At 54.5% G+C, this 13,073-nt stretch carries 13 protein-coding genes; 9 read left to right on the top strand and 4 right to left on the bottom strand.

What is annotated here, in order from left to right:
* Window positions 1-58: 58 nt before the first annotated feature.
* On the top strand, window positions 59-1,963 hold the full coding sequence (locus tag N8E89_RS19765) for a TPR end-of-group domain-containing protein (RefSeq protein WP_262262895.1): 1,905 nt from the start codon (window positions 59-61) through the stop codon (window positions 1,961-1,963).
* 199 nt (window positions 1,964-2,162) lie between these two features.
* Here N8E89_RS19765 and N8E89_RS19760 read toward each other — a convergent pair whose 3' ends face one another.
* Window positions 2,163-2,888 carry a class I SAM-dependent methyltransferase gene (locus N8E89_RS19760; RefSeq protein WP_262262894.1) on the bottom strand — a complete coding sequence of 242 codons (726 nt, stop codon included), beginning with the start codon at window positions 2,886-2,888 and terminating at the stop codon, window positions 2,163-2,165.
* A 771-nt stretch (window positions 2,889-3,659) separates the two neighbouring features.
* Here N8E89_RS19760 and N8E89_RS19755 point away from each other — a divergent pair.
* Both N8E89_RS19755 and N8E89_RS19750 read left to right on the top strand, forming a co-directional pair.
* Window positions 3,660-3,863 (top strand): hypothetical protein, encoded by a 204-nt coding sequence (locus N8E89_RS19755; protein ID WP_106667387.1) that lies wholly within the window; start codon window positions 3,660-3,662, stop codon window positions 3,861-3,863.
* A gap of 302 nt (window positions 3,864-4,165) precedes the next feature.
* A complete protein-coding gene (locus N8E89_RS19750; protein WP_262262893.1) occupies window positions 4,166-4,270 on the top strand; it encodes a DUF1330 domain-containing protein in 105 nt (34 codons plus the stop codon).
* A 145-nt stretch (window positions 4,271-4,415) separates the two neighbouring features.
* On the opposite strand, the gene N8E89_RS19745 is transcribed toward N8E89_RS19750, so the two are convergent.
* Complete coding sequence (locus tag N8E89_RS19745) at window positions 4,416-4,886, bottom strand: YciE/YciF ferroxidase family protein (RefSeq protein WP_262262892.1); 471 nt, start codon at window positions 4,884-4,886, stop codon at window positions 4,416-4,418.
* 377 nt (window positions 4,887-5,263) lie between these two features.
* On the opposite strand from N8E89_RS19745, the gene N8E89_RS19740 reads away from it, so the two are divergent.
* The 4 genes from N8E89_RS19740 (at window position 5,264) to N8E89_RS19725 (ending at window position 9,541) form a co-directional block, all read left to right on the top strand.
* Window positions 5,264-6,538 carry a hemolysin family protein gene (locus N8E89_RS19740; RefSeq protein WP_262262891.1) on the top strand — a complete coding sequence of 425 codons (1,275 nt, stop codon included), beginning with the start codon at window positions 5,264-5,266 and terminating at the stop codon, window positions 6,536-6,538.
* Window positions 6,539-6,957: 419 nt separating this feature from the next.
* Window positions 6,958-7,281: a hypothetical protein gene (locus N8E89_RS29415; protein WP_410010433.1), complete on the top strand. Its 324-nt coding sequence runs from the start codon at window positions 6,958-6,960 to the stop codon at window positions 7,279-7,281.
* Complete coding sequence (locus N8E89_RS19730) at window positions 7,259-7,945, top strand: hypothetical protein (protein WP_262263362.1); 687 nt, start codon at window positions 7,259-7,261, stop codon at window positions 7,943-7,945. The genes N8E89_RS29415 and N8E89_RS19730 overlap by 23 nt, the downstream gene beginning before the upstream one ends.
* Before the next feature lie 324 nt (window positions 7,946-8,269).
* The gene (locus tag N8E89_RS19725) at window positions 8,270-9,541 is read left to right on the top strand and encodes an MgtC/SapB family protein (RefSeq protein ID WP_262262890.1); all 1,272 of its coding nucleotides are present in this window, start codon (window positions 8,270-8,272) and stop codon (window positions 9,539-9,541) included.
* Window positions 9,542-9,554: 13 nt separating this feature from the next.
* Here the strand turns inward: N8E89_RS19725 and N8E89_RS19720 are convergent, their stop codons facing one another.
* Together N8E89_RS19720 and N8E89_RS19715 are read right to left on the bottom strand one after the other, a co-directional pair.
* Window positions 9,555-9,866 carry a hypothetical protein gene (locus tag N8E89_RS19720; RefSeq protein WP_262262889.1) on the bottom strand — a complete coding sequence of 104 codons (312 nt, stop codon included), beginning with the start codon at window positions 9,864-9,866 and terminating at the stop codon, window positions 9,555-9,557.
* Window positions 9,867-10,211: 345 nt separating this feature from the next.
* Window positions 10,212-10,955 (bottom strand): class I SAM-dependent DNA methyltransferase, encoded by a 744-nt coding sequence (locus N8E89_RS19715; RefSeq protein ID WP_262262888.1) that lies wholly within the window; start codon window positions 10,953-10,955, stop codon window positions 10,212-10,214.
* A 754-nt stretch (window positions 10,956-11,709) separates the two neighbouring features.
* Between N8E89_RS19715 and N8E89_RS29050 the strand changes: the two genes are divergently transcribed.
* Window positions 11,710-11,871 (top strand): cupin domain-containing protein, encoded by a 162-nt coding sequence (locus tag N8E89_RS29050; protein WP_315975747.1) that lies wholly within the window; start codon window positions 11,710-11,712, stop codon window positions 11,869-11,871.
* 212 nt (window positions 11,872-12,083) lie between these two features.
* Window positions 12,084-12,527, top strand: coding sequence for an SRPBCC family protein (locus tag N8E89_RS19705; protein ID WP_262262887.1), 444 nt, complete (start codon window positions 12,084-12,086; stop codon window positions 12,525-12,527).
* The last annotated feature ends 546 nt before the right edge of the window (window positions 12,528-13,073 follow it).

Here is a 13,073-nt window from a genome sequence, read left to right as displayed (position 1 = left end):
GGGGCCAAGAAAAAGCTAAGTTCCGCCAGGGGCTAGATCCAACGAAAACGGGGGCTGTTTGGAACGTCGACTGACCGCGATACTTGCTGCAGACATTGTCGGCTTCAGTCGTCTCATGGGTGCAGACGAAGCCGGCACGCTTGCTACGTTCAAGCGTCATCGAAACGAGTTACTCGACCCAAAGATCACCGATCACAAAGGCCGTATTGTGAAAGTCACCGGCGACGGCATGCTGGTCGAGTTCCCAAGTGTTGTAAACGCCGTTGCCTGCGCGGCCGAAATCCAGCGAAACATGCGCCAGCGCAACGAGGCTGTGTCCGTGGACAGACGCATCGAGTTCCGGATCGGTGTCAACCTTGGAGATGTGATCGTCGAGGATGACGATATTTTCGGAGATGGTGTGAATGTGGCCTCGCGGCTCGAAGGAATTGCCGAGCCAGGCGGTATCGCCGTTTCGGCGTCTGTGCGCGACCAGGTCGGCTCCCGGTTGAATCTGGCATTTGAGGACAAAGGCGAACATTCTTTAAAAAACATAAAACAGAATGTACGGGTCTACACCGTGTCGCTTGGCCTTCCGGTTCAGGCGCACAACCAAAGTCCCGCCGGGCGAGACTCGTCCGATCGGCACCAACTGTTCATTGCTGTGCTACCGTTTACGAATATGAGTCAGGACCCGGAGCAAGAATATTTTTCTGACGGCATTACCGAGGACATAATTACGGATCTGTCGAAAATCTCCAGCCTCCAAGTTGTCGCCCGAAACACCGTGTTCACCTACAAAGGCAAATCGGTCAAGGTAAAGCAGCTGGCACAGGAACTTGGTGTCCACTACGTGCTGGAAGGCAGTGTGCGCAAAGCGGGGCAGCGCATCCGCATCACCGGCCAGCTTATCGATGCAAAAAATGGGGGACATCTGTGGGCCGAGCGATATGACCGAGATCTTATCGACATATTTGCTATCCAGGATGAGATCACGCACGCGATCGTGAACCAGTTAAAGATTAAATTGTTGCCGGGGGAGAAGAGGGCCATTGAATGCGAACCCACCGCCAACGTTGAAGCATACACCTATTATTTGCGCGGCCGCCAGTTTTCCCATGCCTGGACCAAGACTTATCTGCATTTGGCGAGGCGTATGTTTTGCAAGGCGGTGGAGTTGGACCCGGGTTACGCCCGCGCCTATGCCGGCATAGCCGATTGCGACGCGGCGTTACGGGACTGGCAACCTGATGATTTTCCGCTGAGCAGCATCATGGCCACCAGTGCGAAGGCACTCGAGCTGGACCCGGACCTGGCGGAGGCCCATGCTTCCCGGGGACTTGCGCTGCATCAAAATGGCCACGACAAGCAGGCCGTTGCCGCCTTCGAGCGCGCGCTTGCGCTGGACGCCAATCTTTACGAGGCACATTTTCATTATGCCCGTTTTTTCTTCATGCACGGAAACTTCGAGGAGGCTGTCAATTATTTCAAACGTGCCGCCCAGATCAGGCCCGACGATTATATATCGCCGATCCACCTTATGAGTGCATATCGCTCGCTGGGACAGCCCGCGGCAACGGAAAGTTGGGCACGCATCGGTGTGTGGCGAGCAGAACGGGCGCTCAGTCGCAATCCCGAAAATTCTGGTCCAGCCCACCGCGGTGCGCTTGCATGGGCACATCTTGGCGAAAAAGAGCGCGCCCGCGAGTGGGCAGCGCGTGCACTGGCGATCGACCCTAACGACATTGTGGCACAATACAATGTCGCCTGCGTTTATTCGATCATCGGAGACACTGACCAAGCCATCGAGCTTTTGCAAAGGGTTTTACCCAATAGTTCGTCGTATCAGGTCATGTGGTTCAGGAATGACTCGGACCTCGACAGGATCGGCGGAGATGCTCGAATTCAGCAATTGCTAAACGCCATTGAGCGCGAACACACCGCAGGTGAGAAAACGCCGGCCGGTTCGGATTCTGAACCATAACCAGTCGCGAACGATAGCCCGCTCAAAATCTTCTCAATGGCTCACGGATTTAAAGATATTGGATGTGATTCATGCCGTGGCAATCTTCGGGTGGGCGAACCGATTGATGCATACGCTCGGTCAACCGATCAGAGAAAGTCAATTGAGGGTGAATTCCAGTGCGGTGAACAGCACCTCAATTTAACAAAACTCTCGGACGCTATTGCACCAGCACTGGTTTCTTCCGTGCCCGCGCCATAAGCGTCCAGCCGAGACCAATAGACTCTTTCAAGCGGTCAAGTCTATTGCCAACGAGGGCTCGAATGGGCCGGTTGAGCGTTCGGGAATGCAATATTCTCATGAAACCTTTGTTTGCTGTGGGTGTCACCGAAAACAGCTCCAATACGTCGAAGTGCTTGGACAAAAGCGAGGTCAACTCTTTTTTGTCCACCCACCGTCGAAGCTGGCCAGGACTTGGTGGCGGGATACGATTGTATTTCTGAAGGATGGGGCGATTTTGCGTGGCCAGCATCAATTGGCCGTTATCATGCAGGTGGCTGGCAAGCTTGGCGATGAATGCATGCTGGTCGGCTATATGCGAGAGAACTTCAAGAGAGACGATCACGTCGAACTTTTCGCCTCCAAAGTCGAGTTGCATGAAATCTCCGGCGATAAATCTCACATTGGGCAGACGTTCCTGAGCCCTTGCCAATACCTCGTCGGATAGATCGGTCGCCGTAACTTCGCCGAACTCCGCTAGCTCACCACAGAACCAGCCCGCTCCGCAGCCCACCTCCAGAATGCGGCGCTCAATGCCAGGTGTCTGCGCCAGCCAGCTTCGTACTACCTCCGCCTGACGGAAAGACACTTCTTCGAGGTGCACCTCCCGCGTCGACGCATTCCATCTGTTCCAAAAATCACGCTGCATGGAAATAGAATCAGCCATTTTCGCAAGCTCCTTAAAATCTGAAAGCACGATTTTGGTGCTGTTGGCTTCTGCCCCGCTAGGCTGCTGCAGCCAGCTTCGTCATTGAGGCTTGAGGACTTCACGGTGGTCATGAAGGCAGCGGGGATCGTTGAACGCTGCCCAGCAGGGGGAAGCATTCATGGAATCTTATCCGTAATAGATGATTGTTTGCCGACAGCTATTGATGCTTAAAACTGTTCGCGCGCGACTATGCAGTAATCGGATTGCGAAGTATATCCGCCACGAGAGTAAGTTTTTCAGCATATTGGGCTAGAATGATGCACCTTGTCCTCGTCCGAATTTCCTAACTGTTATTTGGCGCGTGCAAAGATCATAACGTTACGACACAGCGTCCGACCTGCACATTTTATTGAATCCTTTCGACTATTCGGCCCTGCTGGATCTTTCGCCGTAAAATTTGTAGACGAGACATGAGCTATTATGAACACCGCAACGTTCTCATTGGCCACTACCAATTGGCGGACTTCTTCTTCGCTTGTTGGTGAGGCTCTCGGTCGAAACAGGGGGCATGTCGCACCTTAGGCCCTCAGCTTCCCCATCAGAGCGACAATGTCATCATCGTCCATTGATCGAGCGGCGTTCTGGCTTTGGGATTAAAAACCGGAACCGGCGTATGCATTCGTTTCGCTCTTGCCTTTGGCCACAGCCCGCGCGAACTTCTCATGCCAGCGTTCTCGAGTACCGACATTGAAACTTGGCAAGTTGGACCGATGGTAGGGAGAAGCGGGCGTGATTGCAGCTTACATCGACGAGTTCATTATGTTTTGCGCCGGACTATGGATGGCAGCCGTCGGCTTCGGCTACCTTTCGTTTCCCACCCCCAATCAAGGTGCGCAGAATGCTTGGCTTGCAAACCTCGTAGGCCATTTCAGATGGATGGGGCCGCTATTGCTGGCAATCGCTATCGTTCTGGCCATCGCCTCACCGGCTTGATGAGAAAGCTGCGCGCATTCGATGATTGCTGCTCTATCCTTCAGGCGGCACGATGATGGCCGCTTGGAGATGACTAGGGGAAAGGCGTATTTTTCGTACAGCACAAACCTTCAAGGGGCTGCCACCATGTCCGCATACTGCGGATGTCGACGTCACCGATGCCGGCCTCTTCGAGGAATATAAACGCGAAGTCCTGCGACTGAGCAGTGCCACGGCGCTAAACAGCTACGTCGTAGCGGCTTGGCCAAGTTCTCGAAGGTGATTGGGAGCCGCACCGTGGTGTTGTCGTCGAGTTGCCGGTTATGATTTCGTTGATGAATTGGCATAACGCACCGCGATACTGCGTCCTCAAGGCAATCCGTGAACGATGCGCAAGGACGAGGATAATTGCGTTGGACGGTGTCTAGAAGCAAATGGTTGCGACAGGGTGGAATCGAACCGACGTTCTTCGAGGTGCGAAACAGACGAGGTGACCCCTCCCATCCGCATTGATTTAAAATGATCGGATAATGTGAAAGGTCGCCCTCGCCAATCCGGTCCTACCGCAAAGAGCTACTTGTTGATTGAGGTGACTGCCAAGTTGGTGAGCTTGTTATTGGCCGCCTTTTCTTGATCAAGAATCTCGCTCAGTAAAACATGCGCCTCTTCATTTCCCAGAACTTTTGCCCATTCGCGCAAAGAGCCGTAACGGGCAATTTCATAGTGTTCTACAGCTTGGCACGCGGCCAAGGCACCGGCTTCCAAAGCGACACCTTGCGCTTCAGCAATGATACTATCGGCCTCTTTTATCAGACCATCCGTACCATCGCACTTTTGGCCTTCCGGTTTAAGGCCAATCGTCTTGAAAACCTTCTCCAAGGTTTTGATTTGTCCTTTTGTTTCTTCAAGGTGTTGATCTAAGGTCTTTTTAAGCTCTGCGCTTTTTACCGCGCTGGACACTTTTGGAAGAGCCTTTACGATAGCATTTTCGGCGTAATAAACATCTTTGAGGGTGTGTTCGAATAGCTCTGCAAGAGTTTTCATTTTGGTGCTCCGGTTTCAATTTGGCACCTCAACAACTCGCAGCTAATTTTATCGTTCCCAATTTAATACCAACCGGGTTGCTGCATGCTGGACATCGAACCGACGCCTTTTTGGTTATAGTCATCACCGAACAGCGCCGTTCTGGGAAACTGATTGAATAAATCTCCATTTGCCACGACCCATGTGCTCGGGCCGGGTTGACCGCCGCGTATTCCCTGCGCCAGCCGCATATATCCGCTTGCGAAAAGGACCGTTTTGATCTTGAGCGATGCTGCCGAGAAATGGCTTGGATTACGGGGCGCGGGATCATAGATTGGCTTGTCAGACGGGAGACTTACCCTCCGTGCTGAATCGTCGGAGAGGTACGTCTAAATCATATGCTTGAGTTATTGATCGTCGGCTTCCTCATCGTGCTCAATGGCGTTTTCGCACTTTCGGAACTTGCTGTGGTCTCGGCGCGAAAAGTCCGTCTTGAGATGCTGGCCGATCGCGGCGTCGCTGGCGCGCAAGCCGCAATTGCCCTATCCGAGAGTCCGGGTAAGTTCCTCTCGACAGTCCAAATCGGCATCACCCTTGTCGGCATTGTTGCCGGTGCATTTTCCGGTGCGACCTTAGGCGCGCGGATGGGTCAATTGCTGACGGGCGCAGGCCTCCGCCCCGATATCGCCCAGCCTGGAGGATATGCTCTTGTCATCGGCATCATCACCTATCTTTCCGTTATCGTCGGGGAGCTCGTTCCCAAACATCTAGCGTTGAAGAATCCCGAGCGCATCGCCTGCTTTATTGCACGGCCAATGAATATCTTGTCTCGGGTTGCTGCCCCTGCCGTTTGGCTGCTCGATGCCTCGACGCGTGGCGTATTCAAACTGCTGGGGGTTTCAACAGCATCGCAAAGCGCCATCACGGATGAGGAAATTCTCACGATCGTTGCCGAGGCCGGCAGTACTGGAGTGATCGAAGAAGCAGAACGTTCGATGATCTCGGGGGTGATCCGGCTCGGCGACCGCAGTGTCCGCGCCGTGATGACACCACGTACCGATGTCGAGATGGTAAAGGTTGACGAAGACGTCGCTTCACTCAAGGGAAAGCTCATCGCGAGCAATCATTCGTGCTTGCCCATCTTTGACGAGGACCGCGACAACGTCATTGGCGTCATCATGCTGAAAGACATGGTCGAGGCGCTGCTTTCCTCGTCGCGCGTTGTGGTACGCGACCACATCCGCAGTGCTCCCGTAATTCCCGATACGCTTGATGCTTTGGCCGCGCTGAAAGTCTTGCGCAATTCGGATGTGCCGATGGCGCTCGTTCATGACGAGTATGGCCACTTCGAAGGTTTATTGACGCCTGCTGACATTCTTGACGCGATTGCTGGTGCATTCCGTTCCGATGAAGATCAGGGAGAGCCGGAGGCCGTTCGACGCGATGATGGATCCTGGTTGCTTGCCGGTTGGATGCCCGCAGATGAAATGGCAGAGCTCTTGGGCATTGACCTTCCAAAGACCCGTCATTACGAAACCGTTGCTGGCTTTATCATCGATCGATTGGAGCGAATTCCGGAAACGGGTGAGGCAATCAATTTCGACGAGTGGCGTTTTGAAGTGGTCGACCTTGATCATCGGCGTGTCGATAAGGTCCTGGCGTCCCGCATCTGAGCGGTCCTTAACGTCTCGGTGGCCGTCTTTGCCGCCTCATTGCCATAACGCAGGACGCATTCACCGCTCACGACGAGGACCAAGTTGTATCTGAAGGAGTGTATGCGGGAGGACGGTGCCATGGAACGACGTCAAAAACAGCTTGTGTGACCGCACTGTTCGCGATTTTTTCCAAAATCGTTGCCGTCTGAAAAATTCGCTGATGGGCGATGCATCTGGGGCGCACAATCATCAGCACTGTAAACGCAAAGGCCAAGCCTTCACGCTTTATAGTTTTCCGATACAATTTTTTATAATAAAGCATAGTTTTAGCAAGAACAAAGAGGCGTCCATTGGTAACTTTCCTTGCCCGATCTTAGGAGTGGAAAGCAATTCAGGTCGCGAGTTCAGGCGCTTGCGGCCACCTGAGGGAGTCTACAATGTCGATTATCCGAAATCTTGTATTGGCTGGCATGTTTGCCGCGGCATCAGTTGCCGTTGCACCAGCTTACGCACTCACAGCGAAGGAATGCAGCGTCAAGTATCAAGCAGCGAAGGAGGCGGGAACGCTTGGCGGTCTGAAATGGAATGATTTCCGAAAGTCGCAATGTGGCTCCGATGCCGCCCCAGCGACGGACACGAAAAAGGCGGCAAGCAAGACAAAGGCCGATACCGCAACATCCACGGCCACCGGTGGCGCCGATGGGGGCAATGGCCTGACGATGAAGGAATGCGGGAACGCTGGGTGGTGTAAAGTGGAATGATTTCCGCAAGGCTGAGTGCAATGCCGGTTCTGCTGCTGCAGCTCCTGCAAGCCCAACCAAAACCACCAAAGCTGCAACCGGTAGCGACAGCGACGGCCTAACCATGAAGGAATGCAGCGCCAGGTATCAGGCCGCCAAAAGTGCAGGTACGCTTGGCAACCTCAAATGGAATGATTTCCGCAAGGCTGAGTGCAGTGCAGGTGCGCCGGCAGGGACGAACCGGGAACCTCCACAAACGACGACAACAGCCACCGCTCCATCAGACAGTGGCGATGGCTCTGGTCTAACCATGAAGGAATGCAGTGCAAAATATCAGGCAGCCAAGAGCGCCGGCACGCTAGGCGGTCTGGAATGGAATGATTTCCGCAAGGCACAATGCAGTGCAGGCGCATCCGCAGCAAACGATGACGATACAGCTCCGACGGCTGATACGGCTACCTATACGGATGAGCCCGCTGCCCCGACGACGGCGGCTCCGCGCGGCGTGTCCTTTCCGAGCGCCGTTGCGACGAAATATTCGACCGAAAGTCCAGGCAAGGCCCGGATGCACACATGCCTCGCGCAATATTACGCCAACAAGGAAAGGAACTCCCTTGGTGGTCTCAAATGGATTCAAAAGGGTGGCGGCTATTACAGCCTGTGCAATTCCCGATTGAAGAGCTAACCGCGCTAAATACAATGAGCTGCCAGAGAAAACTGGCGGCTCATTTCGGCAACAATGGGAACGGAAAAACTCAAACGTCTTGGGCTCTCCTTAAGACCGATGGCGCCTAAGACGCGGATTGTTGAAAAACCTTGCGCACCTGGATAACCAACAACCCCGGCCTGCCCGGCAGATGTGATACGGCGCGCAAAGCCCAGGAGCACCGGGTTGAATATCGACGGCCCAGGAGCACATTTCGGCCGACAGCTGCTGCTTCTTTGTTGAAGGACAAACCGAAAATTCTGTCCTTGACGGGCCGCAGATATGCTGCGGATATCTCCGGCTATGGAAGACATCGAAATATTTCAACGCATGGGCCTGGCGCTTGCTATCGGTGCTGCGGTTGGTGTCGAACGGCATTGGCGTGAAAAGGACGAAGAGGAAGGCAGCCGTACCGCTGGCATTCGGACATTTACTCTCATTGGTCTGCTCGGCGGCGTGGCCGGACTACTCGAGCATTTTCTTGCGCGACCCGGCGGCATCCCGGGGATTGTCGTGGTCGGATTTCTGGTGACACTGACAGCGGTTTTTGCGGTGTTTCAGTTGCGTGAGGCAATCGCAGACGAGACCTACAGCGCGACGTCGGTTGTGGTTGCGATGCTCACATTCGCTCTTGCAAGTGCAGCTGTCCTCGGGAGCATGACCGTCGCCTCCGCAGGTGGCGTGGTTCTGGTCGCAGTGCTTGCGAGCCGGGAATTTCTCCACGCCTCCATGCGCAAATTGCGCTGGTCCGAACTGCGCTCGGCCGTGATCCTTCTTGCGCTCACCTTTGTTGTTCTTCCCATTGTCCCATCTGAGCCGGTCGGACCGTTCGGAGGTGTGTCACCGTCAAAAAGCCTGATCATGGTCATTGTCCTGGCTGCAATTTCCTTTTGCGGTTACATCGCCGTGCGCCTGCTTGGTAGTGCGCGCGGCGAAATTGTCGCCGGTGCGATTGGCGGCGTGATCTCATCCACGGCAGCAACGATTTCAAACGCCCGGCGTTCGGCAAGTGAAGATCTAACGAGACCGCTTGCTGCCGGTGCCATCAGTGCTGGCGCCGTTTCGATGGTCCGAACCAGCTTTTTGGTCATTGTGTTGGCACGGCCACTTGCCGCAGAGCTCCTTCCGGTTCTGTTTTCCGCCGCCGCCGCCATGCTGGTCTATTCTGTCCTGCTTGCCCGGCAAAGCTCGGCCAAGCATCGGGAGGTCCTGCCGAAGAATCCCTTTGATCTCGACGAGGTTGTCAAGATGGCGGTGGTTCTCGTCGGTGTGGGATTTCTGGCCCGCGCAGCAAGCGAGATTTTTGGCGACGCCGGGTTGTTCATCGCTTCAGCGCTGTCAGGCCTTGCGGACGTCGATGCGGCAACCATAGCAGTGGCAGGATTGCTGCCGACCCTTTCGGTACAGACCGCATCGCTGGCCATCGCCATTGCGGTCCTGTCCAACACGCTGGCCAAGGCTGTTTATGCGTCTATCTTTGGAACGATGGCCTTTGGCGCGCATGTCTGGAAAGCATCAATACTCGCCATTGCTGCGGCGGCGTTGTGTTTTGCTATGCTCAGATCGTGGTTGTAAGGGCCCCGAGGGCTCAAACGCTTTCCTGCTTGATGCCGAGCATCAGCCGCAGAAGTCTGATGGTATCGGCAGCCTCAAGCATGATCGCTTTCGTTTCGTCAGCATACCGGAAGTCAAGATCATCAGCGAATTGGCTCAATTCAACTGCGATATTGCGCGCCGGATCATTTGTCATTGGGCCTGAGATGGCCGCCAGCGCCTGGTAGCAACGGATTGCCGCAGATGCCTCGCGAAGAAGTGCCCGCTTTTCCGCGGAAGCAAGAAAGAAGGGATCGTTTGCGTTTCTGACCAGATCCCGGCTGATCCCATCGCGTACTCGCATCATTACTCCAGGTCGCTATTTCACCTGACTGAAACATGACAGGGGCCACTGGAGCATATCATTCCAAGATGATCTGTCGGGTCATATAGGAATTGCTTCCGGTGCGCGCGATCAGATTGCCAGAGCATCCAACAGTGTCAATTATACCATTCGGGTAAGAGCGATCGGCAAACGATCGTCGCCGCCGGCTGGACCTTAAGCCTGTACGAACACGTGGGATGGAGTGGCTGCGAGCCTTTGCCGGGTATGCCGATGATCGCTCAGCGTTTTTGTGATGCAAGAATTCGCTTAGCACGAGTCCCAGGTCGCAAGTTTGACCGCAGACGCGCCAGTTTTTTGTCTTTGGGCCTAACGTTCAAGAGGTATTCGATAGACGGATACGTGCGAACGTGACTCGGCAGTGAATTCAGACCCGACCCAGTCCGCGTGCCTACTCTCCAGCTCGAACCCGGCTAACTGAGCCATGAGATCCAGCTCTGCGGGCCAGATGTAGCGGTGAGGGGTGCGAAACACTTGGGATTGCCGACCTTCGCCGAACTTGAAATGATGCGATACGACGTGCTGTCGCACGACATCATAAGTGTCCAGTCCGATATAACCGGGTTCTGCCTGCCACACGACCGCCTTCTGACCTGGTGGCAGCTTGCGCAGGTCTGGCACTGATAGCTCAATCACAAAGTAACCGCCGGGCATCAGGTGGCGCGCCGCGTTGCGGAAGCAACTAACCTGCTCGGCTTGGGTCAACAAGTTCGATATTGTGTTAAAGACCAGATACACAAGCGAGTAGTTTCCCGCAGCGACAGTTGTCGCCATATCACCAAGAACAACAGGGATCGCCGCTTCGTCGGCTTTCTTGCGCAGTTGCGCTACCATTGCAGGTGATAGTTCAATTCCGGCGACCGCAACACCTCGCTCGTGTAGCGGTACGGCCACACGACCGGTTCCAATCGCGAATTCAAGGGCTCTCCCCTCGCGCGCAAGTTCCGCCAGGCGTTCGACCGTTGGCTGCAACACGTCAGGCGAGAACATTCCCACATGCGGCGTGTCATAGCTCTCTGCTGCCTCAGTGTCCCAGATATCTTCTTGGCGCATGACGAACATTATGTGACGAGAACTTGAGGATGACCAGTGCACGTGCGCAACAGTTGCGCTCCAGGCGAAGGCAATGTGTAACGGTCGCGCTGCGCAGACGACGACAGCCGCCGGAACGCTGTGGATTGACAACGCTGCCTGCTGCGCCCTTGTTTTTCGAGGATTTATGGCCCACCAGGTCGGCCGAAGGCATTCCTTCTGATCTTCGAAACTGTGGTTGGTGATACTTGCTACTGAACAGCGCAAGTTTCTCAATTAAGACTAAAACCTTAGCATTGCGCCATCGCAACATTCAGAATTCTGCGATGGCTGCAATTTCCGATCATTGCGCTAAGTGTCCTGCCGCGCTGTAGTTGCAAATACTCGAAATTGGCGGAAAATGGTTAAGCTGGTCGGCTCCGTCGACAAGCGCTCGGCTTTTTTTCAATTGCATTTATGGCTACGCCGAGTGGTGAGCACACGGATTTGCCGTTGAGCCTAGCTGAGTCCTCTCAATGTGGGGCTTGCACACATCTGGAACTTACGCTCTCCGGCCTCATTCGTTCCAATCGTCACCTTCGCTTAAGTCGGGTCGCACATGGCAGGGGACATTAATCCACCGAGCCGACCGTTAGGTCGAGCGAAACCTTTAATATTCGAATCAGGATAATTGCTATGATCAGTATAGAAACGATAGAGTTTGTTTTGGCCGGCGTGGTGATGAAGCGCCTGCTCCGGCAAGCAGACCAATGGCCAGTTTTGCCTCTTTGAAAACATCAGCGGCGGAAACACGAAGACGCCGATCCACGTCCACACCGAGGACGATGAAGCCATCTACCTCATTGAGGGCGAACTGACCGCTGTGGTCAACGGAGATGCACATCCGCTGACTGCTGGTCAAAGCATCTTTTTCAGCGCGGGGTGCCACATAAATTAGCGAATATGAGTGCGTTTGGCACGCTATATCTTGATTGATACGCCAGCTCTCTTCGACAGGTCGTAATAGCGACGTTTTTCCAGCGGTCCCTGTTGATCTTGGTCAAAAGGTCTGAGTAATTTTAGTTCAATAAAGATTGATCCGGTGTCGGATTAACAATGCCTCGTTCGTCCTAGGCTCGTCCATACTGTCAATTCAAAAGGATCACGATTATGCCGAGTACCATACGCTTGCACCGCGTTCTGGCAACCAGCCCAGAAAAGGTTTATCGCGCGTTCCTCGAGGCGGACGCGCTCGCCAAGTGGCTTCCCCCCAACGGCTTTGCCTGCACGGTGCATCACTTGGAACCGACAGTCGGCGGCACGTTCAAAATGTCCTTCCGCAACTTTACAACCGGCAAAAGCCACGCCTTTGGCGGCGAATATGTCGAGCTCGTCTCAGGCGAACGCCTGCGATATACGGACAAATTCGACGACCCCAACCTGCCTGGCGAAATGGAGGTCATTGTGACGTTGACCAAAGTTTCGGTCGGGACCGAGTTGGATATAACGCAGGCAGGTGTGCCAGACGTCATTCCATCTGAGGCTTGTTATCTTGGTTGGCAAGAGTCGCTGCGAAACTTGGCAAGGCTCGTCGAGCCGCAGATCGACGAATAGCACATCAGGATCGAGCAAAGGCTTGCCGGCATCAGCTCCTGTTGCCGATTTTCGCGATCCGGTGCGAGAGCAGCCAAACACGCCAAAGTCGGCATTGCCAATGCGAGCGGTCCTGCTTTGTTTTCTGGCAAAGACGGCGCTTGGCAGGCACGACCATCGGCTTGGAAGCCGATGGTCATTTTCATCGTTCTATTTCCTCGGAAAGTTGCAGGGCGTCGTCCACCTCAATCCCAAGTTAACGAAGCTGTGCTTTTCAAGCTTGGTATGCCGAGGAAGAGCTGAATTGCTCGAAGCTTGCCAGCCAAATCGACTGCGAGGTCCATCATGCCAAAATAGGTGGAATCGCATTCGACCGCAGCGCCAGGAACGGAAAACAGCGACATCGGCATCGGGCGGAAAGACGGCAGTTACACCACCGCCGTCCGTGACAAGGCAATGCAATGGCCTCAACAGTGAACCTTGACGCCGCTTGGAATATACCCGCATGGGCTGGGGCTTGAACAACCCGCGCTCGCGTCATGAAGTCATGTGCCGTGGGCCATAGCC

This window comes from Phyllobacterium sp. A18/5-2 (assembly GCF_025452215.1).
In the GTDB taxonomy this organism is placed as follows: Bacteria; Pseudomonadota; Alphaproteobacteria; order Rhizobiales; family Rhizobiaceae; genus Phyllobacterium; species Phyllobacterium sophorae.
This window is presented reverse-complemented; position numbering and strand designations above follow the sequence as displayed.

Bases quoted from the DNA above. Each gene is read 5' to 3' on its own strand.
- N8E89_RS19750 (WP_262262893.1), top strand. From the start codon at position 4,166: ATGATTTCGTTGATGAATTGGCATAACGCACCGCGATACTGCGTCCTC.
- N8E89_RS19760 (WP_262262894.1), bottom strand. From the start codon at position 2,888: ATGGCTGATTCTATTTCCATGCAGCGTGATTTTTGGAACAGATGGAAT.
- N8E89_RS29415 (WP_410010433.1), top strand. From the start codon at position 6,958: ATGTCGATTATCCGAAATCTTGTATTGGCTGGCATGTTTGCCGCGGCA.
- N8E89_RS19715 (WP_262262888.1), bottom strand. From the start codon at position 10,955: ATGCGCCAAGAAGATATCTGGGACACTGAGGCAGCAGAGAGCTATGAC.
- N8E89_RS19725 (WP_262262890.1), top strand. From the start codon at position 8,270: ATGGAAGACATCGAAATATTTCAACGCATGGGCCTGGCGCTTGCTATC.
- N8E89_RS19745 (WP_262262892.1), bottom strand. From the start codon at position 4,886: ATGAAAACTCTTGCAGAGCTATTCGAACACACCCTCAAAGATGTTTAT.
- N8E89_RS19720 (WP_262262889.1), bottom strand. From the start codon at position 9,866: ATGATGCGAGTACGCGATGGGATCAGCCGGGATCTGGTCAGAAACGCA.
- N8E89_RS19705 (WP_262262887.1), top strand. From the start codon at position 12,084: ATGCCGAGTACCATACGCTTGCACCGCGTTCTGGCAACCAGCCCAGAA.
- N8E89_RS19740 (WP_262262891.1), top strand. From the start codon at position 5,264: ATGCTTGAGTTATTGATCGTCGGCTTCCTCATCGTGCTCAATGGCGTT.